This window comes from Octadecabacter antarcticus 307 (assembly GCF_000155675.2).
Classification (GTDB): domain Bacteria; phylum Pseudomonadota; class Alphaproteobacteria; order Rhodobacterales; family Rhodobacteraceae; genus Octadecabacter; species Octadecabacter antarcticus.
Genome location: NC_020911.1, coordinates 4751958 through 4778635, shown reverse-complemented (window position 1 = coordinate 4778635; position 26678 = coordinate 4751958). Strand labels below are relative to the sequence as shown.

At 54.7% G+C, this 26678-nt stretch carries 28 protein-coding genes and 1 pseudogene; 13 read left to right on the top strand and 16 right to left on the bottom strand.

Features of this window, described 5'->3' with window-relative positions; genetic code table 11:
* The first annotated feature begins 16 nt into the window (after positions 1–16).
* From comD to msrA, 5 genes are all read left to right on the top strand, one after another.
* Complete coding sequence (gene comD / locus OAN307_RS24430) at positions 17–523, top strand: sulfopyruvate decarboxylase subunit alpha (protein ID WP_015502076.1); 507 nt, start codon at positions 17–19, stop codon at positions 521–523.
* Entirely contained in the window at positions 520–1074 is a 555-nt protein-coding gene (gene comE, locus OAN307_RS24425) for a sulfopyruvate decarboxylase subunit beta (RefSeq protein WP_015502075.1), read from the top strand. The genes comD and comE overlap by 4 nt, the downstream gene beginning before the upstream one ends.
* Positions 1075–2175, top strand: coding sequence for an alpha-hydroxy acid oxidase (locus OAN307_RS24420; protein ID WP_015502074.1), 1101 nt, complete (start codon positions 1075–1077; stop codon positions 2173–2175).
* A 117-nt stretch (positions 2176–2292) separates the two neighbouring features.
* Positions 2293–2739 carry a peptide-methionine (R)-S-oxide reductase MsrB gene (gene msrB / locus OAN307_RS24415; RefSeq protein ID WP_015502073.1) on the top strand — a complete coding sequence of 149 codons (447 nt, stop codon included), beginning with the start codon at positions 2293–2295 and terminating at the stop codon, positions 2737–2739.
* Complete coding sequence (gene msrA, locus OAN307_RS24410) at positions 2740–3252, top strand: peptide-methionine (S)-S-oxide reductase MsrA (RefSeq protein ID WP_015502072.1); 513 nt, start codon at positions 2740–2742, stop codon at positions 3250–3252.
* Between the two features lie 50 nt (positions 3253–3302).
* Here the strand turns inward: msrA and OAN307_RS24405 are convergent, their stop codons facing one another.
* The 6 genes from OAN307_RS24405 to OAN307_RS24380 form a co-directional block, all read right to left on the bottom strand.
* Positions 3303–5297 (bottom strand): hydantoinase/oxoprolinase N-terminal domain-containing protein, encoded by a 1995-nt coding sequence (locus OAN307_RS24405; protein WP_015502071.1) that lies wholly within the window; start codon positions 5295–5297, stop codon positions 3303–3305.
* An 87-nt stretch (positions 5298–5384) separates the two neighbouring features.
* On the bottom strand, positions 5385–6032 hold the full coding sequence (locus tag OAN307_RS24400; RefSeq protein WP_015502070.1) for an ATP-binding cassette domain-containing protein: 648 nt from the start codon (positions 6030–6032) through the stop codon (positions 5385–5387).
* Positions 6025–7701: an ABC transporter permease gene (locus OAN307_RS24395; protein ID WP_015502069.1), complete on the bottom strand. Its 1677-nt coding sequence runs from the start codon at positions 7699–7701 to the stop codon at positions 6025–6027. Before OAN307_RS24395 ends, OAN307_RS24400 begins: the two co-directional genes overlap by 8 nt.
* 24 nt (positions 7702–7725) lie before the next feature.
* Positions 7726–8925, bottom strand: a complete 1200-nt coding sequence (locus OAN307_RS24390; RefSeq protein WP_015502068.1) for an ABC transporter substrate-binding protein — start codon at positions 8923–8925, stop codon at positions 7726–7728.
* The gene (locus OAN307_RS24385; protein WP_044044358.1) at positions 8925–9542 is read right to left on the bottom strand and encodes a CDP-alcohol phosphatidyltransferase family protein; all 618 of its coding nucleotides are present in this window, start codon (positions 9540–9542) and stop codon (positions 8925–8927) included. Before OAN307_RS24385 ends, OAN307_RS24390 begins: the two co-directional genes overlap by 1 nt.
* Before the next feature lie 162 nt (positions 9543–9704).
* Complete coding sequence (locus OAN307_RS24380; RefSeq protein WP_015502066.1) at positions 9705–10172, bottom strand: c-type cytochrome; 468 nt, start codon at positions 10170–10172, stop codon at positions 9705–9707.
* A 226-nt stretch (positions 10173–10398) separates the two neighbouring features.
* Here OAN307_RS24380 and idi point away from each other — a divergent pair, with 226 nt between their 5' ends.
* Positions 10399–10932, top strand: a complete 534-nt coding sequence (idi, locus tag OAN307_RS24375) for an isopentenyl-diphosphate Delta-isomerase (protein ID WP_408634951.1) — start codon at positions 10399–10401, stop codon at positions 10930–10932.
* A 23-nt stretch (positions 10933–10955) separates the two neighbouring features.
* Here the strand turns inward: idi and glpD are convergent, their stop codons facing one another.
* A complete protein-coding gene (glpD, locus tag OAN307_RS24370; protein WP_083903199.1) occupies positions 10956–12470 on the bottom strand; it encodes a glycerol-3-phosphate dehydrogenase in 1515 nt (504 codons plus the stop codon).
* A 60-nt stretch (positions 12471–12530) separates the two neighbouring features.
* Positions 12531–13244: an IS6 family transposase gene (locus OAN307_RS24365; protein ID WP_044044356.1), complete on the bottom strand. Its 714-nt coding sequence runs from the start codon at positions 13242–13244 to the stop codon at positions 12531–12533.
* 81 nt (positions 13245–13325) lie between these two features.
* Here OAN307_RS24365 and OAN307_RS24360 point away from each other — a divergent pair, with 81 nt between their 5' ends.
* Positions 13326–13637 carry a tyrosine-type recombinase/integrase gene (locus OAN307_RS24360; RefSeq protein WP_083903198.1) on the top strand — a complete coding sequence of 104 codons (312 nt, stop codon included), beginning with the start codon at positions 13326–13328 and terminating at the stop codon, positions 13635–13637.
* Between the two features lie 21 nt (positions 13638–13658).
* Here OAN307_RS24360 and OAN307_RS24355 read toward each other — a convergent pair whose 3' ends face one another.
* Positions 13659–15224 carry a DEAD/DEAH box helicase gene (locus OAN307_RS24355; protein WP_015502062.1) on the bottom strand — a complete coding sequence of 522 codons (1566 nt, stop codon included), beginning with the start codon at positions 15222–15224 and terminating at the stop codon, positions 13659–13661.
* Positions 15225–15365: 141 nt separating this feature from the next.
* A pseudogene (locus OAN307_RS30570) lies at positions 15366–16552 on the bottom strand (IS3 family transposase); the annotation flags it as partial.
* A gap of 63 nt (positions 16553–16615) precedes the next feature.
* Between OAN307_RS30570 and OAN307_RS24340 the strand changes: the two are divergent.
* On the top strand, positions 16616–17275 hold the full coding sequence (locus OAN307_RS24340; protein WP_051068095.1) for an IS6 family transposase: 660 nt from the start codon (positions 16616–16618) through the stop codon (positions 17273–17275).
* A 110-nt stretch (positions 17276–17385) separates the two neighbouring features.
* Here OAN307_RS24340 and OAN307_RS24335 read toward each other — a convergent pair whose 3' ends face one another.
* The 3 genes from OAN307_RS24335 to ahcY all read right to left on the bottom strand — a co-directional run bounded on the left by OAN307_RS24335 (position 17386) and on the right by ahcY (position 19691).
* On the bottom strand, positions 17386–17727 hold the full coding sequence (locus OAN307_RS24335; protein ID WP_015502058.1) for a DUF2853 family protein: 342 nt from the start codon (positions 17725–17727) through the stop codon (positions 17386–17388).
* A 107-nt stretch (positions 17728–17834) separates the two neighbouring features.
* Positions 17835–18158 (bottom strand): extensin family protein, encoded by a 324-nt coding sequence (locus OAN307_RS31580; RefSeq protein WP_051068094.1) that lies wholly within the window; start codon positions 18156–18158, stop codon positions 17835–17837.
* Between the two features lie 144 nt (positions 18159–18302).
* Positions 18303–19691: an adenosylhomocysteinase gene (gene ahcY, locus OAN307_RS24325; protein ID WP_015502057.1), complete on the bottom strand. Its 1389-nt coding sequence runs from the start codon at positions 19689–19691 to the stop codon at positions 18303–18305.
* A gap of 109 nt (positions 19692–19800) precedes the next feature.
* Between ahcY and OAN307_RS24320 the strand changes: the two genes are divergently transcribed.
* Positions 19801–20391 (top strand): HD domain-containing protein, encoded by a 591-nt coding sequence (locus OAN307_RS24320; protein WP_015502056.1) that lies wholly within the window; start codon positions 19801–19803, stop codon positions 20389–20391.
* 169 nt (positions 20392–20560) lie between these two features.
* Here OAN307_RS24320 and OAN307_RS29295 read toward each other — a convergent pair whose 3' ends face one another.
* The gene (locus OAN307_RS29295) at positions 20561–20725 is read right to left on the bottom strand and encodes a hypothetical protein (RefSeq protein WP_015502055.1); all 165 of its coding nucleotides are present in this window, start codon (positions 20723–20725) and stop codon (positions 20561–20563) included.
* 97 nt (positions 20726–20822) lie between these two features.
* Here OAN307_RS29295 and OAN307_RS24315 point away from each other — a divergent pair, with 97 nt between their 5' ends.
* The gene (locus tag OAN307_RS24315; protein WP_015502054.1) at positions 20823–21698 is read left to right on the top strand and encodes a LysR family transcriptional regulator; all 876 of its coding nucleotides are present in this window, start codon (positions 20823–20825) and stop codon (positions 21696–21698) included.
* Positions 21699–21771: 73 nt separating this feature from the next.
* Here the strand turns inward: OAN307_RS24315 and OAN307_RS24310 are convergent, their stop codons facing one another.
* The gene (locus OAN307_RS24310; protein ID WP_015502053.1) at positions 21772–22317 is read right to left on the bottom strand and encodes an ActR/PrrA/RegA family redox response regulator transcription factor; all 546 of its coding nucleotides are present in this window, start codon (positions 22315–22317) and stop codon (positions 21772–21774) included.
* A 64-nt stretch (positions 22318–22381) separates the two neighbouring features.
* The gene (locus OAN307_RS24305; protein WP_015502052.1) at positions 22382–22999 is read right to left on the bottom strand and encodes an SCO family protein; all 618 of its coding nucleotides are present in this window, start codon (positions 22997–22999) and stop codon (positions 22382–22384) included.
* A gap of 88 nt (positions 23000–23087) precedes the next feature.
* On the opposite strand from OAN307_RS24305, the gene regB reads away from it, so the two are divergent.
* The 3 genes from regB (at position 23088) to tsaE (ending at position 26644) form a co-directional block, all read left to right on the top strand.
* Positions 23088–24470 carry a sensor histidine kinase RegB gene (regB, locus tag OAN307_RS24300; protein WP_015502051.1) on the top strand — a complete coding sequence of 461 codons (1383 nt, stop codon included), beginning with the start codon at positions 23088–23090 and terminating at the stop codon, positions 24468–24470.
* 61 nt (positions 24471–24531) lie between these two features.
* Positions 24532–26133 carry a PAS-domain containing protein gene (locus OAN307_RS24295; protein WP_015502050.1) on the top strand — a complete coding sequence of 534 codons (1602 nt, stop codon included), beginning with the start codon at positions 24532–24534 and terminating at the stop codon, positions 26131–26133.
* Between the two features lie 40 nt (positions 26134–26173).
* Positions 26174–26644 (top strand): tRNA (adenosine(37)-N6)-threonylcarbamoyltransferase complex ATPase subunit type 1 TsaE, encoded by a 471-nt coding sequence (gene tsaE / locus OAN307_RS24290; protein ID WP_015502049.1) that lies wholly within the window; start codon positions 26174–26176, stop codon positions 26642–26644.
* Positions 26645–26678: the final 34 nt, after the last annotated feature.

Sequence of the window (26678 nt, the reverse complement as noted above, 5' to 3'; positions counted from 1 at the left end):
TCCGAAGGAGTGAACCTTGAGCATCGATAAGAAAATTGTGGACGATCTGGTGGCAAACGACGTGTCGTTCATCACCACTGTCCCGTGCAAACAACTGGCAGGTGTGATCGAAGAAGTCGAAGCGCGCGAGGAAATTTTCCACATCCCGTCCAATAACGAAAACGAGGGCATGGGGCTGTGCGCTGGTGCATGGATGGGCGGTAAACGCCCGATGATCATCATGCAAAACACCGCCATCGGTGTGACGATCAACACGCTAGCGACGCTGACGCAGTTTTACCGCATGCCATTGCCAATGTTGATTTCGTATCGCGGTGAGCTGCGCGAACCGGTGGCGTGTCAGGTTGAAATGGCCGTGCACACCAAGGCGTTGCTGGACCAGTTGCACATCCCGACCTATCATTTTCATCGCGAATCTGATGCGGATGAGCTCGACGCGATCCTGAAATACACATTCATGAGCAACAAACCTGTGGCGATCCTGACGGATGCGTCTTTCTGGGGAGGCTACGGCGACCAATGATCAGATCTGAAATCCTGCGCGACATCGCGCCAATCCTTCGTGACCAACTGGTCGTCTGTAATATCGGTTTACCGAGCCAAGAGCTGCATATGATCGATGATCAACCCAGCAACTTCTATATGCTTGGAACGATGGGGCTGGCCTCGTCTATTGGGCTTGGACTTGCCCTAGCCCAAGATAAAACTGTCATTTCGATTGATGGTGATGGGTCCGTTCTGACGAACCTTGGTACGTTGCCAACAATCGCCAACAATGTGACTGATAACTATATCCTGATGATCATCGACAATGGGTCCTATGGATCAACTGGTGATCAGCCGACCTATGCCGGTATGAAAACCAAGCTTGAAAAAGTGGCTGAGGCCTGCGGTTGCGAGAATGTCGTTGTTTGCAAGGATGTCGATACCGGCGAAGTTCTGCAAGCCGCGCTCGACAGCAAAAAAATGACCGTGATCGTTGTGAAATGCGACAGTGGCAACATCAAACTGCCTGTCATCACGATGGACCCTGTTGTGATCCGTGATCGGTTCATGAAAGCGGTTGCCAGCTAAATGGCGACCGGTATTCATTCCAGCGCAGACGCGCGGCGCATTGCGCGTCGCCGTCTGCCTTGGATGGTATTTGACTACATAGACGGCGCCGCTGGCCGCGAAATTGGGGCCGTGCATAATCGTGCGGCCATTGATGATTTAAAACTGCGCCCGCGCATTTTGCGCGATGTTAGTGACAGATCACTGGCGGTCCCGCTGTTTGGGCGATCGGCGAACGTGCCGTTCGGAATTAGCCCGATGGGCATGTGCAACCTGTCCGCCCCTGGCGCCGACATGATGTTGGCCCGTCTTGCTGCACGCGAACATGTGCCGCTAGGGGTGTCGACAGTGGCGTCCACTGCGATGGAACCACTGATTGAGGCCGCTGAGGGCAACGCGTGGTTCCAATTATATTTTACCGGCGACGGGGACGGCACATTCAAACTTGTCGAACGCGCCAAGGCTGCCGGTTATGAAACGATCATTCTGACAGTCGATGTCCCCGAAGTGGGCCGCCGACCCCGCGAATTACGCCACGGTTTCACGATGCCATTCAAAATTGGTCCTCGTCAGTTTATCGACTTTGCGCTTCACCCCCGCTGGTCGCTGACGGCGCTGGCCAAAGGTAAACCGCAAATGGCGAATTTCGACATGGATGGCTATGAGTTTGATCGCACCGAAAGCCGTGCCAAAGCAAACTGGGACACGTTGGCGCAGCTTCGCGACATGTGGCCGGGCAAATTGGTGGTCAAGGGTGTGTTGGACGCGCAAGATGCTTTGATGTTACGCGATGCGGGCGTTGACGCCATTCAGGTGTCCAGCCACGGGTCCCGCCAGCTTGACAGTGCACCACCGCCGATCTTGGCGTTGGCCGATATACGCAACGCCGTTGGCCCGGATTTCCCGTTGTTCTATGATACGGGTCTGCGCGGCGGTGAAGACGTGGTAAAAGCGTTTGAGCAAGGCGCGAATTTCACCTTTTTGGGGCGTGTCCTGCAATTTGCGATTGCCGCTGCAGGGGAAGAAGGTCTCGCCGACCTGTGGGATGTGTTGAAGAACGAGACGAGCATTACCCTTGCCCAGATTGGCAGGACGTCAATGTTGGATCATTCGGATAATTAAGTGTCGCGGCGGCATCAAAGGGGTGCTCGCGGTTTGGTGAGTAAACTGTAGGAAACTGATAATTCGCTCGAAACGCCCCATGTCTTAAGCTATCGCAGGCAAAAGGGGTATTTCACCATGACCAAATACGACAAGAACCCAGATGTTATCGCGTCTCTCACTCCGGAGCAGTTTCATGTGACGCAAGAGAGCGGCACAGAACGCCCGTGGACTGGAGCATATCTGGACAACAAAGAGGTCGGCATTTATGTCGATATCGTGTCAGGAGAGCCGTTGTTCGCGTCATCCGACAAGTTCGAATCTGGCTGCGGTTGGCCAAGTTTTACCAAGCCGATCGAACCTGCGCACGTCAATGAATTAACCGACAACACGCTTGGTATGATCCGCACCGAAGTTCGTTCGACCCACGGTGACAGCCACCTTGGGCATGTATTTCCTGATGGTCCGCAAGACCAAGGCGGTCTGCGCTACTGTATCAATGGCGCGTCGCTGCGATTTATTGCGAAAGCCGATATGGACGCCGAAGGATACGGCGAATTTAGTAACCAAGTGGAGGACGCGTAAATGTCAAATAATGAGCGCGCAGTTCTTGCCGGTGGATGTTTTTGGGGCATGGAAGACCTGATCCGAAAGTTGCCCGGCGTTGTGTCAACGCGGGTGGGCTATACGGGCGGCGACGTTGCCAATGCGACGTATCGCAACCACGGGACCCATGCCGAAGGGATTGAGATTACTTTTGATCCAACGCAAACGACCTATCGTCGGCTGTTGGAATTTTTCTTTCAGATCCACGATCCCACGACCGTAAACCAGCAAGGCAATGATCGCGGAATGGCATATCGGTCGGCCATTTATTTCGCGGACGAGGCGCAAAAAGCTGTCGCCGAAGATACGATCAAAGACGTCGATGCATCTGGTCTTTGGCCGGGCTCAGTCATCACTGATCTCGACCCTGTGAGTGAGTTTTGGGAGGCTGAGCCCGAGCATCAGGATTATCTTGAGCGTGTTCCACACGGTTACACCTGCCACTTTATCCGTCCCGATTGGGTGTTGCCCCGCCGCGAAGCGGCAGAATAGTCATAGCGCGAAGCGGCTGAATATAGTAGTCGGGCGAAGCGGCAGAATACCTAGGTTGTGATGCGTGGTCGCCCGCGGGCGGTTATGCGTAACGTCGCCTCTATAAACATCGTTTGGGCCTCGACCTGTGCCTCCCGCAGGTCGAGGTTTTCTGTTATTCGGACTTCTTCTACGCCTGATGCTATTGCCCGTTCGGACGCCTGTTTCGTCAGGGCCAAACGTAAAGCTGTAAGTGCGGAGTCTTTGTCAGAAAACTGCGATGGGCCGTCTGGCAGGTGGACGCGAAATGCACCCGCGCCACCGCTGGTGACGGTGCCTTCAGCATGGATCGCAACCTGACCAACAACTGCGCCAATGGCATTTGCGACGCCACCATTATCTGGCAGGATCGTGGAACAGCCCAAAAGTGTACCAACCGCGCCGTAATAGGTTTGCGCAGAGGCGCCAAGACCAATCACTGGCATTGCCAAGCCAGCATCTAGGCGAACGATATTTCCGTGGCCACCTAGTCCTGCCGCCAATAACGGATGGCGGGCCAATTGTGTTGGATCATCCCAGCCTTCTTCTGACAAAGCAGTCTCTAATAAGGCCCACACTGTCTGTTGGGTGAGCCTGTCGATAATGGCGCGGGCGAGGTTTTCTGCGCCAGAACTGAGCCTTGCTCCGCTTCCGATCCGTCGCCTTGCAAAAAGCGTAAGCGCTTTGGTCGCCGCACTGGTGTTCCAGTCTGTCATGTGACCCAAGGTGTGGCTCGCATCGGATGGCGTGACACCCGAAATCATTACCAACCCTTGTTGCACCAATCGTCCCAACGCTGGCCCTTCGATCCGGTTTTGTACGGCGTCCACCCAACGCACTGGGCCATTTTGTAGACGCGACGCGACTGCCGTCTCGCGCGCATCCAGACCTGCAGGAAATTTATTCCACTGCGCAATCACGAACTGCGCGGCTTCCTGAGGGGGCGTTTCAAGTGTCAAAGCGCGATCCAAAGCAGTGTGCACAATTTCTGGGTAATCACGCGCAAACAGCGATACTGGCATCACCCGACGTGGCCCGAGGCAAAGCCCACCTTCCAACCCTTCTGTGATAGACACTTCACTGTCGCCGCCCAGTCCGAACGTCCGCATTGCGACTGCCTCGACCATCGTGCGGTATTTTCCGACCTTTGCGCCCTGCGGATCAATCTTTGGGACTCCGTCCTTGAGCACACAGATATCCGTCGTCGTCCCACCGATGTCGCTGACAAGTGCGTCTTTCGCCCCCGTCAGCCATTGTGCACCAGCGATGCTGGCAGCGGGACCGCTGAGGATTGTCTCAATCGGTCGTTCTCGCGCAAGCTTCGCGGAAATAAGTGCGCCATCGCCTCGCACGACCATCAAGCGCGCGTCGATACCAAGTGCTTCAATGTGCGCCTCAGTCGCCGAGATCAAGCGATCAATCAAGCCGATGAGGCGGGCGTTCAAAACAGCTGTAAGCGCCCGTTTTGGTCCTCCTAACGCCTGACTAAGTTCGTGGGAACAGGTCACGGGCACACCAAGAACGTCACGAACAATATCGCGGACTGTAATTTCATGCGAGGGGTTACGCGTCGCGAAACGACTGGCGATTGCGACGCCTGAAACATTGACAGTTAAAGACTCTAACGCGCAGCGAATGGCATCTGTATTCAGTTGTGTGACAACTGTCCCTGCGTGGCTATGTCCGCCTTGCGCAAAGATCACCGGGTCGCCGTTTAACGCGTCTGACAGATTGGCTTTTTTCAATTCGCCTTCGTCGAACCCGATAAACACCAAAGCGACCCGTCCGCCTTGTCCTTCGACCAATGCATTGGTCGCCAGCGTCGTCGAAAGCGACACCATCGTGACATCGGACGAGGCAATACCACTTTGCGTCATCACCGCATCAATTGCGGCCGCGATTCCGATCGACAGGTTCGGGCGTGTCGTCAGCGCCTTTGCCCGCGCTACGATCACGTCGGCTTCATCGTCGAGCAATATCGCGTCGGTGTACGTGCCGCCTGTGTCGATACCAAGTAAGTGCGCCATGGGAGTCCTCAAGTTACGTTGCCAGATTACTGCGGGATTAAGGGATCGCTGGTTCAAAGACGACATATATCGATCAGACTTGATCGCTTACCCCTTGGAAAGGCTCTCCAATTCGATAACCGCGCCACCCGCTGCCTGTGCATCTTCAATGTCATGGGTGACCATCAACACTGGCAAGGCGCGTTCCCTCGCCGTCTGGAAAACCAAATCCCTGACCTGTGCGCGCAGGTCAGCATCTAGACGGGAAAACGCTTCGTCGAGCAAAAGTGCGCAGGGATTTGACAGCAGCATACGAACCAATGCGACCCGCGCTTTCTGACCACCCGACAATGTGGCCGGATCGCGATCAGCAAAGCCAGTCAACCCGACGTCCCCAAGCGCATTTTCAATTTGCGCGCGCCGCGATGCCTTGCTGCCACCATGGGGTATCCCAAATGCCAAATTTGCCCCCACAGACATATGTGGAAAGAGCAGATCATCCTGAAAAAGAATGCCGATACGACGCGCATGTGGTGGCTTTGTTGTAACATCAACACCGTCCAGCAAGACCTGCCCCATACCCGTAAATGTGGGGGCGAGCATGCCAGTAATATAAGCAAGCAACGTCGATTTTCCCACGCCGGACGGCCCCATCACAGTCAGAACTTCACCAGCGGCAATCGCATGGTCTATCTCAATCAGTGGAATGCCTGCACGCAAAATACACAGGTTACGCAAGGTTAGACCCTTAATCATGTAATCCTCTTCGGTTGCGCCACAGAATAGTCGGGATAATCAGCGCCAGCGTAAAGGGCACGAGGGCAGCTAAGGTCTGCATCAAGCCATAAACGCCAATCGCGCGCCTGTCGCCCCCTGATGCCAACGCAACAGCTTCGGTGGTGAGGGTTGAAACCCGTCCACCGCCAATCAGTAATGTTGCAAGATATTGACCAACCGACACTGCAATGCCGACGGCTGTTGCCGTCAGTATCGGGCGCAGCAACATCGGCACCCGCACCCGCCAGAAGACTGTTCTAGGTCGCGCACCAAGGGCGCCTGCGACCGTGGTATACCGTACATCCCAAGATCGCCAAGGATCGCCAAGTGAGAGGAAGACATAGGGCAACACGAACACCAGATGGGCAAAAATAACTGGCAAGCGTCCCACGTCAGCGCCAAGATTGAGAAGAAGTGTCTGTAATCCGGGTAGGAACGCCGTTTGTGGAACAAGGAGTGGCAGGTACAATAGCCACAATCCGCGCCGCGTCAGGCCGCGCCCGCTTCTGTGTTCTGCCTCAAGGCAACCGAGCACCAATACCAGCGCAAGTAAGACGGCGATGCCCGCAACAAAGAAGGTTTCCCCTAAAGTGGCGATAGCGTCGGGACCGTGGCGGTCCCATGTGCGTAACGTAAAACTGTCTGGAAGAACGTTAGGGAAACTCCAGAACGCGGCAAAAGACCAGACAGCCAAACCCGCAAGACCAAACAGGATCGCGACAGCTGAAATTGACCCCAGTCCAAGCGAAAAGATTCGAATTGGTGCATCAAATTGCCCGCGCCTGCCTGACATGATCCAGCGATCACCAAGGCGTGCCACGATGCGTTCGCCACACCACCAGAACCCCAATGCACCAATCACGAGTGCCAGTTGTAGTAATGCCGCCGCCGCCCCGGTAAGACGCATGGACAGGTCTGGGTCGCTCATCCATTTTACGATCTGTACGGAAAGGGTCGGTGGCGTGCTTGGTCCAAGGATGACGGCCACGTCAACGATGCTCATGGAATAGGCGATCACGACATAAACAGGCAGTCGGATTTGTGTGTAGACGCGGGGGAATACTGTTTTGAGCCAGCCCGTCAGTCGACCGTAGCCGAGGGACTGCGCCACCAACAGCGATCTTCGCGGCTGGGCTTGGCCCATGGCAGCGATGGTCATCAACAACAAAAATGGCACTTCTTTGACGACCAATCCTGCAATCATCGCGAGGCCAAGCGGGTCTTGCACGATGAGCAGATCAGGAGGTCGGTCCCATCCCGTTAGTGCCGGAGACAGCAAACGTGCGACCCAACCTGACGGCGCGATGAGGAATGCGAGACCAAACGCTGCCGCTGCGTGAGGGACTGACAGAAGTGGCGACAACATCCGTTCCAACATCCGAAATGAACGCGTTCCAGACCAGCCCGCAGTGATGAACACGACAATGGCGAGTGACACACTCGTGGCGATTAAGCCCGTCATAACCGACAGGCGAACGGCCGCGCCGAGCCCTGCCCAACCGAATAAGCCCCGAAAAGGGTCGAGGGACGGACCCGTCAGACCAGCGGCTGGCAAATGTCCAAATGCGGGCAGCGCTGTCCCCCAAAGACCGGCGATCACAGGCCCCAGCATTGCAAGCAGTGTCAGTGCAGGGAGGAACCGAAGCATAGCCCTGCCTTTATCAACCCTGATCTATTGCCCTGTACCGTACCGTTCGGCCCAATCATCCGCGATACGTGTCGCCCAGCTGGGGTGCGGTTCCGCCTGAACAGAGCCTAATTCAGCAGGTGACAAGGTTGCGATGCCCAGTTCAAGCGCGTCAAAAGCTGCGCGTTCATCAGCAGACAATGCGTCCATGTCCAAAACTGTGCCATAGCCAAGGATATTGGGGTCCTGCGCACGGGCCTGTGCCTCGGGTGACATCAGGAAGTTCGCGACAACCATCGCCCCTGCAGCCGAGCCTGAATTGTAAGGGATCGCCACAAAAGACGCGTTGCCGATGGTGCCTTTGTCCAGCACGAAGGTGCGGACTGTATCGGGCAATTCAAAGTTTGAAATCGCAGTGGATGCAGCACCTGGGCTGAACGAAATCGACAGATCCAACTCACCGTCAGCGATTAGTGGGAACATCGCGGTCCCTGTTGCTGGATAAGCGCGGCCCATCCGCCATAGATGTGGGGTCAGTGCGTCAAGATAGGCCCAAAGCGGGCCGGTGACGACGTCGTAGTTTTCATCTGTGGCAGGGGATTGCAGCACCGAAGGATCATCAAGGATATCAACCAACGCTTGCTTCAGAAACGTCGTGCCAAGGAAATCTGGCGGCTGCGGATAGCTGAAACGACCAGGGTTAGCCTGTGCCCATTCCAACAACGCGTCCATAGAACCCAACGTTTCCGGCATCGTGGCCGTGTTGTGCACGAACACGACCTGCGCCATAGCCCAAGGCGATTCATATCCTTCTACCGGTACTGTGAAATCAGTCTGAACTGTCTTGCCGTCGACATCCACGACGGCCCAGTTTGGCAGTTGTTCCGCGTAGGGCCCAAACAACAGATCGGCGTCTTTCATCGCGGCAAAATTGGACCCGTTGATCCAGATTAAGTCGATGGCACCGTCATCGTCTTCGCCCGCCTGCTTCTCGCTCAACACTCGTGTCACGGCGTCAGCGGTATCCGTTAATTTCACATGTTCAAGCACGACGCCGTAGTCTTCCAACACACGATCCCCGACCCACGCGAGAAAGTCGTTCGTCGTGGTCGATCCGCCCCATGCGTTCCAGTAAACAGTTTGGCCGCTGGCCTGCGTCGTCACCGCGTCCCAGTCGGATGGGTCAGGATTGGCCAACGCAAAAGTGGGAGCGACAAGCGCTGCGATCAAAGTGAGGTGTTTCATCAGTCTTCCTTTGTGGTGAATACGCGCCGAGCGGCGACAATACGGAGGGTTGCAGTCGCAAAGCAAAGCGTCCCAAAAATCCAAGCGAGCATCGCAAACGATGCGGGGAACAGACACAAAAGAACGAAGAAGACGATGGTTTCGGTCCCCTCCAGCAATCCGTTTGAGAAGTAGAGCGACTTGATACCTTGGGCCGATGTTTCCATATCGCGCTTTTCCGCGAGGATGGCGTAGCCGAGGAAACTCGTGCCGTTGAAATAGAAGCTCATCAGCAGAAACGCACCTGCGATGGCATTGTTTGCAGAGTCCATCAAAACAAACGCAAATGGGATCGCGCCATAGAACAAAAAATCACAGGCGATATCGAGGTAGCCACCAAAATCAGTCGTCTTGGATGCACGTGCGACTGCGCCGTCTAGACCATCGGCAATGCGCGACGCCAGCAACGGGACCAGCGCAACCAGCGGCCAGCCAACTGCAATACAAAACGCGGCTAACAGGCCAAGCGCCAGACCCGCAAGGGTCACACCATCCGCTGTTACGCCACGACCGGCTAGATTTCGGCCGATCGCGTTCAGCGGCGGATCAATCAATTTGCGGGCAGCAGTATCCAGCATAGGACCTCTCAGTGTTTGAGAGCGGTTGTGGCCTAAGCATCCGTTCCGTGCAATCGCACTGACACGAAAGTTACCCACTTGTTCAGTTTGAAATGAAAAAGGGCCACGCATCTGCGAAGCCCCAGTTCTTGAACGTTGACTTTCTTAGGCGCAAACTGGCCTCTAATTAGAGTCAGCTTCTGCCTCTGCAGCGATCGCGCCAAATGTTGCGAGGTAAGCATAAATATCGATGGCGTCTTGCGCGTCGCGGACACGGTAAGCCATTTTGCCCCGCGCACGGTTGTTGTCGAGCGCGCCGCGCAGCCAGCCGGTTGGGTCTTGTACGTATCCAACAAAAGCTCCTTCGTCCCAAACTGTACCAGCTTCACCAAGTTCGACAATTGCATCGCTATAGCGGAAACCGTCAATGACGCCCAGTTGACGGCCCGCGAGACCATAAAGATTTGGACCCGTGCGTGCGTTGCGTCCAGCAAGCACCTCTCCGTCTGCATCGGCAACAACGTGGCAGGCCACACATTGACGGTCAAATTGTTGCTCACCAGCTTCGGCATCGCCTGTCGCTGCTTGGCCATCTGCGAAAGCAGGTGCGGCCAGAAGCGTGAACGCGGCGGCATAAATAAACTTGGACATAGGAATCTCCCTAGCGTCATTTTGAACACGGCGATCACCGTCTCATGCGTAGAATTAGTGTTTAAGACGTCTTCGTCCAGCAGAATATCCGCTAGATGCCCAATATGCGATAACATGCCGCGTGCAAGGTGTAGACCATTAGGTCATATTGCCCAAAATGCCGAAAGAGGTGCGAACGGTGACAATTCCAGCAGTCAATTTGCAGCAAGGAGGTTCCCAAATGACAATGATACCGGCGTGGGTGAACGGTTTGCTTACGCCAATGGAAAAACTTGAGGTTCACCAAAAGGGCATTCGCCACAAAGCGGTTTCGGTATTTGTGATGGATGGCACGTCTGTCTTGGTTCAGCGGCGGGCATTGTCGAAATATCATACTCCGGGGCTTTGGGCGAATACGTGTTGCACGCATCCTCACTGGGACGAAGACCCGAGCATTTGTGCGGCGCGTCGCCTTAAAGACGAGCTTGGGATTACTGGACTGCAGCCCATGTTTCGCGATCAGATTGAATATCGTGCCGATGTTGGGGATGGGATGATTGAACACGAAGTCGTGGATCTTTTTGTTGCGGCGGCAAAAATTGGGTCGCTGCATTTGGATTTAGACCCAAATGAGGTGGCAGAGACCCGTTGGGTCGATATTTACGACCTCGCGGCAGAGGTCGCGCAGGATCCCGATATCTTTACACCTTGGCTACAGATATATTTGGCTGACCATCTTGATCTCGTTCTCACTGACAGCGAAAAATTTCGGTCTGAATAGACACTAAACCGGGCCAATTATGATTATGCTGCATTGCTTCGTGCAACCATCCAGCCATCCAGATTTGCGATTTGATCGTCCGTCATGCGAAGACCAAGCTTATTGCGACGCCACACGACGTCTTCTCCGCGACGTGCATATTCATGATCCATCAACCATGTTACTTCTGCTTCGGTCAAAGACGCGCCAAAATCTTGGCCGAGATCGGCGGCGGATTTCGCGTTTGTGGTCACATTCTTCGCGTCGGTGCCATAGGCGCGCACAAGTCGCTTTGCCCAAGGATCATCAAGTAACGGATTGGCCTGTTTCAGATCAGCGATCAGAGTTGCGACACCGTCTACCGGAAAATCCCCACCTGGCAGCGGAACGCTTGCAGTCCAATCTGCGGATACATCTTCAAAAAAGGGACTAATCATGCCTAATGCGCTCTGCGCGAGGCGGCGATAGGTGGTGATCTTGCCGCCAAAGATATTCAGGATGGGCGCGCCACCATCGGTGTCGACCTTCAAAGTATAGTCCCGCGTCGCCGCAGTCGCGCTTTTGGCACCATCGTCGTATAGCGGACGTACACCCGAATAGCGCCAAACGACGTCATCAGCCGTGATGTCGCGCTTAAAATACTGATTTGCGAATGAGATGAGGTAATCGCGTTCTGCGTCGGTACAGACCGGTTTCACATTTGGATCATCTTGTTCCGCGTCTGTCGTCCCGATCAAGGTAAAATCAGTTTCGTAAGGAATCGCAAAGATGATTCTCCCGTCGGTCCCTTGAAAGAAATAGCTTTTATCGTGTTCAAATAGGCGCTTCGTCACGATGTGTGATCCACGCACCAATCGCACGCCCTCGGATGAGTTTAGCCGCACTTTGGTCTGGATAATGTCACCAACCCAAGGGCCTGCCGCGTTCACCAGCATCTTGGCGCAAATTGTAGTTTCTTCGCCGGTGTCTTGGTCCAATAATTGCACCACCCAGTGATCGTCATGGCGGATCGTCGAAATGACTTTGGTACGCTCCATAATCTTGGCACCGCGATTTTCCGCGTCTCGCGCGTTCAGCACAACGAGCCGTGAATCTTCGATCCAGCAGTCGGAATATTCATAGGCCTTTTCGAACCGATCCTCGATTCCTTCGCCTTCGAGCGCGGTGCGCAGATCGACGGTTGTGGTGCCGGGCAAAATTTTGCGTCCGCCGAGGGTGTCATACATGAACAGGCCAAGCCGGATCAGCCACGCAGGGCGACGGCCCTTCATCCATAGCATTGCGATATTCAGAATTTTGGACGTTGGCGTCGATCCTTCAAACCGCATGTCTTTGTGATAGGGCAGCACAAACCGCATCGGCCAGCTGATATGTGGCATGGCGCGCAACAGTGTTTCGCGTTCGATCAATGCCTCACGGACCAAACGAATTTCGAAATATTCAAGATAGCGAAGACCGCCATGAAACAGTTTTGTCGACGCACTGGATGTTGCTGACGCGAGATCATTCATCTCAGCCAGCCCAACCCGAAGACCGCGCCCCGACGCATCCCGCGCGATGCCGCAGCGGCATCGTCAAGTTTTCGGCGATCTTCACAACGATAGCCCGGACGCCGGATCTCAAGCAGCCTTCAGCACTCGCGTGATGTCGTCCCAGATCCAATGGGCGTCGGCTCTGGACTGACGGTAGCAAGCGGCTGAAAGCGTGTGGCGGCGGTGGCGGAAGACATTTTGGATTTGATCGTGGACGGAGAGAAATTGTTGCGCTTGGCGGGGTGATTTGAACCGACCCATGCATTTTTCTCGCCGCCGGGTCGGCCTGTGCGACCCTTCGGATCGATTGTTGAGTCTCTTATGGCTTCGGTGCTCGATGCCTAGAGCGAGGTCCTTTAGTGCGGCCCCGTAGCTTCGGAGTTTGTCCGTCACAACGACCCGTGGCGCGCCAAATGTTTTGAATAGCTTGCGGAAAAACCGATCCGCGGCCCGTTTATTTCGCCGAGACTGGACGAGGATGTCCAGCACATCGCCGTTGCTGTCGACAGCGCGCCATAGCCAATACTTCTTGCCGTTTGTCGGAAGGACAACTTCGTCCAGGTGCCATTTGTCCGCCACTTTGGGTCGATCTCGGCGGATCACCTTGGCATATTGTGATCCGAATTTCGCTACCCAAGCGCGGATGGTCTCGTGGCTGACTATAATCCCGCGTGCTGCCAGCAAGTCCTCGACATCGCGCAAACTCATGGGAAATCGGTGATAGGCCCAGACGGCGTATGCGATGATCTCAGGAGAAAAACGATGGCCTAAGAAGGCGCCAGATTGCTTGGGCTTGATCATACGAATGCATACCCCGAAGGGAAATACCCCGCAACTTGACGATCCCCGCGGGACGGCTTCGCCTACAGGCTCAGGCAACATGTGTCGACAGCCGAACGCTCGGCGCCGTCGATTGCCGCAAAACACGTAACCCCGCATGTGCTGCGACATAGCTGTGCGATGCACACGCTTCAAGCCACTGGCGATGTCCGTAAAGTCGCGCTCTGGCTCGGGCATGCCAGTATCCAGACGACAGAGATGTACCTGCGCGCGGACCCAACCGAGAAGCTCGCAATTCTGGATGCCCATCATGCGCTGCTGATCAAGCCCGGGCGATTCCGCGGACCCTCGGACAAGCTGATGCAGATATTGGCAGAGGCCACACAACGTTCCAGAGCGACCGGGCAAAACTAGCGCCCCGCTTCCGGCGGGGCGCTATTCCATCACATAGCCGAGCGCACGATAGCCCGCCCAGCGCTTGGCGGCCATTCTGGCAAGGACAGGCACGGCACTGTCGACATAGTCGAGCACTAGGACGTCTGTCTTTCCGTCATGCTGTCGGTGCAACCTGCCGACATATTGCGCCAGCGTGCCCTTCCAGGCGATCGGCATCGTTAGGAACAGGGTATCGAGCCGGGCGTCATCGAAGCCTTCGCCGATATAGCGCCCTGTCGCAAGGATCAGCCGTTCCTCATCATCATCAACACTCAGCGCCGCTTGCGCCGTCTTCCGATCCTTGGCGGACATGCCGCCACGCAGCACAACAATGTTCTTTGCAAACCCAGAAAATCTTTGTTGAAGATATTCGAGGTGATCCCTGCGCTCGGTCAGCACGATCGGGGATCGTTTGGCCTCAAGTGATTTCAGCACGTCATCGAAGATCAAATCGTTTCGAGCACGGTCCTCCGCCAAAGCGGAATATATCGCGGGCATGGACGGGCGTTCGGCCATGGCCAGGTCCTCTGGCAGTCGGAACCTCGTATGACGTTCACGAGCCCGATGGTGAATGCCGCTTACAGCGGCTTGCGATTTGGCACTTACCCGATGGCGCACCGGGCCACACTGCATGAAGATGATCGGATGATGCCCGTCTTTTCGAGCTACTGTCGCAGACAAACCTGCGACATAGCGCGCCTTTGATCTCCGAGCGACAAGTTCAAAACTCGCGGCGGACAGATGATGACATTCATCGACAACAAGGTGACCGTAATCGCCGACGATGTCGTCCACCTCGCCTTTGCAGACCAAACTCTGGATTAGTGCCACATCGATTACACCGGTGGGTTTGCGTTTTCGGGCACCGATAGTGCCGATCTGCTTCGGATCGATCTCCAAAAAGGACCCCAGACGCTCGACCCATTGGTTCAGCAATTCTCGGCGGTGGACCAGGACCAGCTCATTGCGGGCACGGTGCGCGATCAGAGCCGAGGCCACGACTGTCTTGCCGAATGCAGTCGTGGCGGCAAGCACGCCGTTATCGTGCCAGGCCAGTGCATCGAATGCAGGCGACTGCTGTTGGCGGAGTTCGCCACGGAAACGAACCGTCTCCGGCAAGGCGGTTCCGTCTTCACGCAGATCGTCCAGATCCACGCTCGCACCCTGGTCGGACAGGAGCCCGACCGCCTCATCAAAACAGCCGCGTGGCAGTGCAATATGCCGGGGATGCAGTTCGGCACAGGACACAATTCTCGACTTCCCGAATGTTGGCAGTCGCATCGCCTGCGCGCGATAGAATTCGGGGTTCTGGAACGCGGCCAGCCGCACCAGTTGGGCAATCATCGCAGAAGGAAGCTCCGACCGGTCGATATAGATCTGGTCGGCGATCGTCATCTTGATGGTCTGCGGCATGGGCGCATCGAGGCGACGCGGATTGCTGCGCCGCGATGGAGGCATTTTCCAGGGCTCGTCTGCATGTTCGTCATCCACTGGCATGCGGACGCCCAGCACCCGCCCGGAGATCTCCGCAGTTTCGACAAGGCTGGAAACAGCTGCTGCAGACATTCTCGGCAAGGAGGATAGATAGGCCCACTGGTCGTCGTATGGCCTGACCTGTGCCCCAATTTCCCTCCAGCTTTGCGCGGAGTCCTTGGTGCTAAATCTTTGACCTTAAGCGGTCATCTTGTCGATGATCCTTCTCTCTAAAAATTCCATTGGCGTCAGGTTCCCCAGAGCTGAATGTGGTCTGCGCCAGTTGTAGTCGTCCTGCCATTCTTCAAGCGTTTTGCGGGCGTCGCCCAATGTAGCAAACAGCGTTTCATTGAGGCATTCATCTCTTAGTTTACCGTTGAAGCTTTCGATGAACCCGTTCTGCTGGGGCTTGCCCCCTCTCATGGTTTGCAAGCAAACCACTGCCGGGCGGCGGGACGCGATATAATGCCAATCGATGCCCGTATTTTGAACCCATTTGAGGATCGCCATGCTGGTGAATTCGGTGCATAGGACGTTATCCGACACAATCGTCTTTGGCATGCCGCGCTCAGCGATTACGCGGTCCAGTTCTCGGGCAACGCGCTGACCAGACAATGATGTGTCCGCGACAAGCACCAGGTTCTCGCGGCTGAAGTCATCGACAACCGTCAGAATACGAAACCGGCGACCGTCAGTCAGCGCGTCAGACACAAAATCTAATGACCATCTCTGGTTAGGACCATCAGGCAGCACCATCGGCTTCCGCGTGCCCAAAGCGCGCTTTCTACCGCCCCCACGACGCACTTGGAGCTTCTCTTCAGTGTAAATGCGTCTCACCTTTTTGTGGTTCACCGCAAAGCCTTCGCGCGCGATCATCACATGAACACGACGGCAACCAAACCGTCGCCGCTCCCTCAAAACCCGCTTGATGGCATTACGCAACTCAGCGTCATCGCCACGGCGAGACGGATACCGCACCGTTGATCGATCAACTTGCAAGACATCGCACGCCCCCTCTCGGCAGATTGCTTTGCAATCGCCTGCCGGGCAATGGTCGCTGGCTAACCTGATGAGTTTCCATCAAGTGAACCACAGCTTTACGCTTCCCAACGGGCGTCACCATTTTTTTGAATTGATGTCTCGCAACATTGCATTGTCCCTGGCCTGACAGGGTATTGCGCAGCAATGTCCCGAGAAGGGAGCATCTGTTCCGCTAGCAGCTTCTTTAGCTTCCCGTTCTCGTCTTCCAAGGCCCGCAACCGCTTCGCGTCAGACGGCTCCATGCCTCCATACTTCGATGTGTATTTATAGAACGTCGCTGAACTGATCCCGTGCCGCCGACATACATCAGCGGTCTTCTCCCCAGATTCCTGTTCTTTGATAATTGCTATGATCCGTTCGTCTGTAAATCGTGCCTTCATTTGTCCGTCCTTTTGTTGGGCGGACTCTACACAAATCTGGAGGGGTTTTAGGGGCGCAGGTCAATCATCGCATACGCCGTCTGGGCCTATCACCGATTTCCCATGAGTTTGCGCGATGTCGAGGACTTGCTGGCAGCACGCGGGATTATAGTCAGCTACGAGACCATCCGCGCTTGGGTAGCGAAATTCGGATCACAATATGCCAAGGTGATCCGCCGAGATCGACCCAAAGTGGCGGACAAATGGCACCTGGACGAAGTTGTCCTTCCGATAAACGGCAAGAAGTATTGGCTATGGCGCGCTGTCGACAGCAACGGCGATGTGCTGGACATCCTCGTCCAGTCTCGGCGAAATAAACGGACCGCGGATCGGTTTTTCCGCAAGCTATTCAAAACATTTGGCGCGCCACGGGTCGTTGTGACGGACAAACTCCGAAGCTACGGGGCCGCACTAAAGGACCTCGCTCTAGGCATCGAGCACCGAAGCCATAAGAGACTCAACAATCGATCCGAAGGGTCGCACAGGCCGACCCGGCGGCGAGAAAAATGCATGGGTCGGTTCAAATCACCCCGCCAAGCGCAACAATTTCTCTCCGTCCACGATCAAATCCAAAATGTCTTCCGCCACCGCCGCCACACGCTTTCAGCCGCTTGCTACCGTCAGTCCAGAGCCGACGCCCATTGGATCTGGGACGACATCACGCGAGTGCTGAAGGCTGCTTGAGATCCGGCGTCCGGGCTATCGTTGCTAAGATCGCCGACAACTCGACGATGCCGAAAAGCCTACCTATTGTTACGCGCTTTTACATATGTTTACCAGGATTCTTTTACCAGTTACTTGTAAGTGGATTCTTTACCGAAGTGCTTGGTCAGCATGTAATAAACCACAGCGCGGTACTTGCTGCGCTCAGATTTTCCGTAGGTCTCGATCACCGAATTGATCGCATCCATCAATTGGGGACCATCCGCGAGGCCCAGTTTTTTCATCAGGTAATTGTTTTTCACCGTCTCCAGCTCGGACGCTTGCGACCCTTCCACGGTTGACGCATCGTCATTATAAATTGACGGGCCGCAGCCAATTGTAACTTTCGTCAAAAGGTCCATGTCCGGCGTCATGCCGCACTTGTTCTCAAGGTCATCCGCATACTTTGCGATCAGGTCATCACGCTTGCCCATGGTATTCTTCCACGTATAAAAATGGCCGTTTTTTGGCGCTGAGGCAGACGTTACTGGCAGAATTCATCAGCGCAAAGGGAAAATCTGATCTCACTTTCCGCGTCAACCTAGCGGCAGGCACCCCAACCCCGGGCTTGTAGATGAAAATGGTCGGCATGTAGGGTGTTGTAATTTGGGCCCAGCGTTGTGGCGAACCATGAACAGGCACTGTCCGGAAAAGCGCGCAAAAATCGGCCCTCATCGGTGCAGTCGTCCCAATTATAGATCAGCAGTGGAATGCGTAATCCAACGATTGCTGCCTCCACGAGTCGTTCCAATGGGACGGCTATTGTAACTGCCAGTCTGACGGAAAACCGTCGGTTGTGTGCCTGGGGTTTCACGCGCAGCAGGCTGGACTCCGTGCCATTCCCACATCGCCAGCCGTTGCGCATGACGTTTCAATGCGGTCGATCCAATTGTCGACAACGCAAAACGCGAGGCCGCATGTTCGGGGCCTCGCGTTCATCATCAGGGTCAGGATTATCTATCAAAAGTAGGGTGGGTGACCCCCCCCCCCAGCTTTGATCCCATCATCCTTAGTAACGGTAATGCTCAGGCTTGAACGGACCGTCGGGTGACACACCAATATAGGCCGCCTGTTCGGCATCAAGTTTGGACAGCTTCACACCAATGCGATCAAGATGCAGACGCGCAACTTTTTCGTCCAGATGCTTGGGCAGGATGTAAACGCCGGGCTGGTATTCGTCGCCCTTCGTCCACAATTCAATCTGCGCAAGAACCTGGTTGGTAAACGACGCCGACATCACAAATGACGGGTGGCCGGTCGCGTTGCCAAGGTTCAGAAGACGACCCTCGGACAACAGGATCAGGCGATGGCCATTTGGCATCTCGATCATGTCGACCTGTTCTTTGATGTTCGTCCACTTGTGGTTTTTCAGCGCTGCAACTTGAATTTCGTTGTCGAAGTGACCGATGTTACCAACAATCGCCATGTCTTTCATGCGGCGCATATGTTCGATGCGGATCACGTCCTTGTTGCCCGTTGTAGTGACGAAAATATCCGCCGTCTCAACCACATCATCCAGCGTCGTGACCTGAAAACCGTCCATCGCCGCCTGAAGCGCACAGATAGGATCGACTTCAGTTACGATCACACGCGCGCCAGCACCAGAAAGCGACGCAGCAGATCCCTTGCCCACATCACCGTATCCCATGACAACCGCGACCTTACCGGCCATCATCGTGTCAGTGGCGCGGCGGATACCGTCAACCAGCGATTCCTTACAGCCATACTTGTTGTCGAACTTCGATTTGGTGACAGAATCGTTCACGTTGATCGCAGGGAAAGGCAGCTCGCCCTTCTTATGAAGATCATAAAGGCGATGAACACCTGTCGTTGTTTCCTCAGACACACCCTGAATGTCGGCCTTCGTTTTGGCGAACCAACCGGGTGTCTCTGCGATGCGCTTCAGGATCTGCGCCTTGATCGCGACTTCTTCTTCAGACTGCGGAACCGACAGAAGATCTTCACCAGCTTCCATGCGCGCCCCATAAAGGATGTACAACGTCGCGTCGCCGCCATCGTCAAGGATCATGTTCGCGCCGTCTGGAAATGCGAACGATTTATCGAGGTAATCCCAATGCTCTTCCAGCGACTGCCCCTTGATCGCAAACACCGGCGTGCCGCCTTCGGCAATCGCTGCTGCCGCGTGGTCTTGTGTGGAAAAGATGTTGCACGATGCCCAGCGCACGTCCGCACCAAGTTCGACCAGCGTCTCAATCAGCACGGCTGTCTGAATCGTCATATGCAGCGATCCAACAATCCGCGCGCCTTTCAGCGGCTTGGTTGTGCCAAATTCGGTGCGACACGCCATCAGGCCTGGCATTTCGGTTTCAGCAATGACGAGTTCCTTGCGGCCAAATGCTGCAAGCGAAATGTCTTTTACAATGTAATCCTTGGCCACGGGCCTCTCTCCTCAAGAGTTATTTGATGTTCCTTTAACACCGCAATGTGGTCTCGACAATGCAGAGCGGCTCGCCATAGGGTCGCGGTTCTATTGTGGAGAGTACTTAATGAAACAACCCCGTGCGTGGCAGCGAATGCTGTCGGGTCGCAGACTAGACCTGCTGGACCCAACCCCGATGGATATTGAGATCGAAGATATCGCGCATGGGCTTGCCTTTGTCGCCCGTTGGAACGGGCAGACCATGGGCGATTTTGCCTATTCTGTCGCTGAACATTCGCTGCTGGTCGAAGATATTTTTACCCGAATGAACCCCAAGGCACCGATTAAATGGCGGCTCGCGGCGTTGCTGCACGACGCGCCGGAATATGTGATTGGTGATATGATCAGCCCCGTTAAGGCGGCTGTCGGACCGGGGTATGAAACACTTGATGATCGGTTGATGGCCGCGATCCATATTCGGTTCGGGCTACCCGCGCAGGTGCCCGTTGCAATCAAGAAGCAGATTAAGAAAGCTGACAAAATCAGCGCGTGGCTTGAAGCCGTTAAAATCGCCGGTTTTACAACAGCTGAAGCCGATAGATTTTTTGGTAAACCAGACTCTAACATCGCCAAAACTGCCGAAATTCGGCTGCGCGCACCGATTGAAGTGCGTCATGACTTTACCCGTCGCCACGGCGAACTTTTGGATCAGTTATGACACTTGGCAGCAGCACAGCCCACGAAGATGACTTTGATGGGTGGGTTTCACAGATTACTCTTACGGGATCACTTTAGCCGCACCGACGGCCAGTTGGCCGACATTATCCTCAAGCGTTTCACACTGTAATGCGCGGGCGATCCTCAGGGAAGAACCGCCCACGCTAATCCTACCATAGATCGCGGTAAGGATTGTGTGAAAATCTGGCCTGCATCCGATTGCGTTCATGGTTCGGCACGTAACGGTCCGCGTGTGATTTGAGGTGTTCAGGAATGCCACTGCCCCGTTTGGTAAGGGTCGCTGTGAACATCGCATCTGCAAGTATAGTAAGCATTTTGTCCTCCATTTGTTATGTTGATGATCTTTTAATAAAGGCTTCATACGATTTACCCTAGTCAGGAAGAATTTTTATATGTTAGCCTGACTTTCAAATGAACTGGCATGATATCCCTTCCCTTGCGGCCCTTCGTGCGTTTGAATCCGCAGCACGGCACAGCAGCTTTTCTGCTGCGGCGCGCGACCTTAATGTGACCCATGCCGCCATCGGCCAGCATGTTCGCGCGCTGGAAGATCATTTCAGCCAATCCCTCATGCAACGACTGGGTCGCGGCATGACCGTCACACCTGAAGGCCACAAACTTGCCAATAGTCTAAGCGACGCATTTGGCCTCATCGCCACTGCTTCAAATGACCTGCTCGATCAATCCAAAACCCGCGCAATCCGTGTGGCTCTCACGCCGTCGTTTGCCGCCAACTGGCTGATGCCTCACATCGGCAGCTTTTGGGACCAACATTCCGAAATTGAGGTTGAGCTGATCCCGTCCAAGTCCCTGATCGACATGCGCAGCGATAATATCGACGTTGCGATCCGCTACGGGCGCGGTGGCTGGGCTGGCGTGAAGGCGAACAGATTGATGGCCGCCGGTCACGTCGCCGTCGCCGCGCCATCCTACATCGCGGGGCGAGAAGTTAATTGTCTCGCCGATCTCAAAGGGTCGCGTTGGTTGCTGGATGGAATACGATCCGAAGAACGGTTCTGGCTGGCCGAGAACGGTATCGTCCTTGATGAAGAAATCGTGACCACGTTCGCGACAGGTCCATTGGCCCGCGCAGCGGCGCTGGCAGGTCTTGGGGTCGCAGTCATGCCAGCGCCAATCGCGGCGCCCAACATTGCCTCAGGGCGTTTCGTTAAATTATGCGCAGAACATAACAGCGGCATCGCCTATCACATTCTAACCCGACCCGGGGTCGTCTCGGCCGCCCGGGATGTGTTTGTAAAATGGCTCAAGACTGAAGCATCGACCTAGCAAAGTGTACATACAGGTTGTGTACGCCGTGTGTACAACTGGTGTACGCGATACACGCGCCGTTTTTTGTCGCTTAACGCGGGCTACGTTTCGCCAAGATTCTTTGCAACGTGCGGCGGTGCATATTCAAACGACGGGCTGTTTCAGACACATTTCGGTCGCACAACTCATAGACCCGTTGGATGTGTTCCCAACGAACCCGATCCGCGCTCATCGGATTTTCGGGCGCCGGTGGAAGCGCACCTTTGGGCGTCAAAAGCGCGTTCATCACGTCAGCTGCATCAGCGGGTTTTGACAGATAATCCGTCGCACCAATCTTCACCGCAGCAACCGCCGTGGCGATGGCGCCGTAACCTGTCAAAACTACGATCCGGCTTTCCGGGCGGCGATTGCGCAGTGTTTCAACCACATCAAGGCCTGAGCCATCTTCAAGTCGCAGATCAACTACAGCATAGGCAGGCGGGCGGGCCGTCGCGATGGCTTTGCCAGCCGCCACACTGTCCGCCGTCTCAACCGAAAACCCGCGTTTTTCCATGGCTTTAGCGAGACGACGTAAAAACGGTTCATCGTCGTCGACCAATAACAGGGATGTGTCGTCACCGATTGGTTGCAGATCCATATTTTGTCCTTCCAAGTTAACCCTAAGAACTAGCGCTCACACCCTGTCCGGTCAAATACTCGTCTCAACTCGCAGCCTCAATAAAGCACGAAAGGCTTTCCGCCATCTGCTCCGCTGTCACATCACGGCGATAGAATTCCTGAAAACCCTGCTCTGGAAAGACCAGGTAGGACATCGTCGTATGGTCAACGAGGTAGAAGTCGTCTTCGCTCTCTTGCTTGGCATAATAGGTCCGATACGCCTGTGACGCGGCCCGCACTTGTTCTAGCGATCCCGTTAATCCGATCATCCGTTCATGAAAATTATTAGTAAACTCGCGGACCACATCGACGGTGTCACGTTCAGGGTCAATGGAGATGAAAACAGGTGTTACTTCAATGCCTTGTGCATCCAAAATATCAACCGCCTGCGCGTTTCGCATGTTGTCCAACGGGCAAACATCGGGGCAGAACGTGAAACCAAAATAGATCAACGTCGGTCCAGTGATGACATCCGTGTCGGTGACTGTCACACCGTTCTCATCAACCAATTCAAACGGTCCACCGATGGCACCGCCCGCAGATTGACTTGCACGGCATTGGGCGAATGCATCATCGTTGCCGCCAAATTGTGTCGCTAAAATCGTGCCGCCAAGTAGGGCGACAACAACGGCTCCGGCGGCAACTACATAGGTTTTCGACATGTTTAGCATCCAATATTTGAATCGTGATTGATCTGTAATTATGCGCACCATGTTAGAACGGTAAGTCACAAAAGTTAATCGGGGCATTATGGCGCAGATAGATCACGACGTGTTCCAGAATCAGAAACGCAGCAACTGGGTGCGGGTGCGTACGCTCGCCCAGTTGCGATGGTATGCTGTGGCCGGTCAGATCGGCGCAGTTTTGACCGCTATCTACATCTACCACCTCTCACTTGAGATCGGCCTGATCGCCATCGTGATTGGCCTGCCTATTCTCGTGAACATCATCTTTTACTTTGTTTACCCAGAAAGTCGTCGCTTATCTGAAGGCGAGGCCGACCTGATGATCGGCTTCGACCTCGGGCAACTTGGGTTGCTGTTGTACCTGACGGGGGGGCTAAACAATCCATTTGCATTGTTGATGCTTGCCCCTGTGACCGTCGCATCGACGATTCTTCCACTGCGCAGCACGTTGATTCTTGGTGCACTTGCGTTAGGAATCGTGACACTTCTTTGGTTCGTAAACTTGCCAATAATGACCGCATCGGGTGAACCATTGATTCTGCCCGACCTGTTTATCTTTGGATTTTGGGTCGCGCTTGTCATCGGCGTCGTCTTCATTGGCATCTACGCCCGCCAAGTCACCCAAGAAACCCTCTCCATGAGCGAGGCTTTGGTCGCGACGCAAATGGCCCTCGCGCGGGAACAGAAACTGACTGACCTTGGGGGCGTTGTCGCCGCCGCTGCCCATGAACTTGGCACGCCCTTAGCAACCATTAAACTCGTGAGTAGCGAGTTAATTGATGAACTTGGCGATCAAGACGAATTGCGTGAAGACGCGCTTTTGATCCGTGAACAAGCGGACCGCTGCCGCGATATCCTGCGATCAATGGGGAGCGCTGGCAAAGAGGATCATTTGATGCGCCAAGCGCCCATCGAGATTGTTGTGAGAGAGGCAAGTGAACCACATCTTGGGCGTGGCAAAAAGGTCGCGTTCAAAACGATCCCACATAATGATGATGGATCACGCCAGCCTGACATTTTCCGACGGCCAGAAATCATACACGGAATCCGTAACTTCGTTCAGAACGCAGTGGATTTCGCGCAAAATGCTGTCTTGGTTGAAATCAGTTGGACCGATGACAGCATCAGCCTTCGGATCAGTGACGACGGCCCCGGATTCCCGAATTCGGTTCTTGGTCGCATTGGCGAACCATTTGTACGGCGGCGACGTCCAGACGAAAAAAGCGTCCGGCGTCCAGGATATGAAGGCATGGGGCTTGGTCTGTTCATCGCCAAGACGCTTCTGGAACGATCTGGCGCCACGTTGGGTTTCGCAAACGGCGGCGCGCACACAGTTTCTGGTCATCGCGGCGGTGCAATCGTTACGGTAGAATGGCCCCGTGCCAGCATAGAAGCGCTTGCTGAAACGTCCCGCGGCGCGCTGGGCGACAATACATTGATTACCTGAGCCTTAACCGTCAGTTAACCAAATTAGAGCATCTTGAAATTCGTTGAGTCGGAGGTCTGGAATGTCACAGTTAGCTTTTCTTGGTGCAACAGGCGCTCTGATCCTTGGGGCTTTGGCCGCAGTTGGGATGATGTCGATCTGGATCCGTACAAACAGCAAGACGGAAGTGACTGCGCGAACGTTGATACGAGAAGCAGAAGACTCAATCACCTTTCTGTTTGAAGATGAAACGCTTTCGGATGCTACCCCTCTCGCCCGCGATTTGATGGAGTTCCGCGAAGCGCACCGTTCTGATTGGGAAAATTTTCTCGCTCTTTTATCATCTCGATTTCCACATCTGCGGTCGAAATGCGGCGACCTTGCAACTGTCGGCAAAAAAAAGATCAAGCCAGCCGATGGTCAAAATGGCTGGATTGAGGCTGAATTTTGGAACGGAATGGCGCGTATCACATTGGTCCAAGACCAAGATCATCCAGATGAAACCATTCATCCATTGACCGCGACAGCCATGGAACATGAGCTTGAAACGCTGCGCAGTATCGGTGAAGATTCGCCGCAATTGATCTGGAAACACGATGCCGAAGGCGTGCTGATCTGGGCGAACCGTTCCTACATGGAGCTGTCAGAAATCCTTCACGCCATCGGCCCGAATGACGTTCTGCCATGGCCACCCCGTGAGGTTTTCAACCAAACGGCCCGTCCCGTTGGAGCGGCGCCGGTTATCGACATGCACCGCGTTGATACGCCCGATCAAGAAAAACCGATTTGGTTTGAAATTACGAGCCTGAAACGTGGCACCGATACAATCCACTTTGCTATCGATGCAAGCGCTGTCGTTTTTGCCCGCGATGCCCAGCGCAGTTTTGTTCAAACCCTGACAAAAACCTTTGCGCAACTGTCGGTTGGTCTCGTTATATTTGATTCGGATCGCCGTCTTGTTCTGTTTAATCCCGCGCTTGTTGATTTGACGCTACTACCGACTAATTTCTTGATTGCACGCCCAACCCTGTTTTCATTTCTTGACCGTTTGCGCGACAATCAGATGATCCCAGAACCCAAGGATTACGCGTCGTGGCGCGATCAGATGGTCGCCTTGGAATCTGCCGCAACTGAGGGCAACTACCACGAAACATGGCCTCTCCCGAACGGACAAACCTTCCGTGTGACCGGTAAACCGCATCCCAACGGTGCCATCGCTTTCCTTTTTGAAGACATCAGTGACGAAATTTCTTTGACCCGGAAGTTCCGTTCACAAATTGATATCAGTGCGGCCGTGATCGACAACTTGGCCTCTGCCGTAGCAGTTTTTTCTTCTTCTGGATCCCTGGTGTTGGCGAACAGCGCCTATCGAAGTCTTTGGGGTACCCAATCCGAAGACGCGATAAGCAGCCGTGACTTTTTAGAAGAACTTCAGATTTGGCAGACCACATCAGCGCCGTCACCTGTGTGGGTTAAGTTGCAGGAGACAATCACACGCGGGAGAAGTGACACGCCATGGGACGGGTCAGTCTGGCTTGACAGCCACGTCGAAATTGTTTGCCGCTATTCTCCGTTGCCCGATGGCAACCACCAGATCACATTCACCCCATCAGAACGGGAATCAGGTAGTGCGTCGAAGGTCGAAACAGTCATTTTTAGACCAAGTCAGTCGATGTCAGTCTGAATGACCTTGCAGGCGGAACACTGCGGCCTAATGTTGGCACATGGCGCGCGCAACCACCACACTTCGACTGACCACACAAGACGACACTGATCACCTCGGGCGCATTCTTGCCAAGTATGCACGCGCGGGTGATTGTTTCCTTCTGCGTGGACAGATCGGGTCCGGCAAGTCTGCGTTGGCGCGGGCTTTTATCCGAAGCCTGCTGGGCCCTGATACCGAAGTTCCTTCGCCCACTTTCACGCTTGTGCAAACCTATGACTATAACGACCTAGAGATCTGGCACGCCGACCTCTATCGCCTAGGCGATGCGCAAGAGGCGGTTGAGCTTGGATTGATGGATGCGTTCACTGACCACATTTGCCTAATCGAATGGCCGGAATTGTTGGGCGACCTAGCGCCAAACACAGCCCTTGATATTGAACTTTCTGTTGCGCCAGATTGCCACCTCGCGACGGTAACGTTTGGCGACAACTGGCGCGATCGGCTTGTGGGATTATCGCAAAATGCGTAGTTCCATCGTGACACAATGGTTAATGACAACTGAC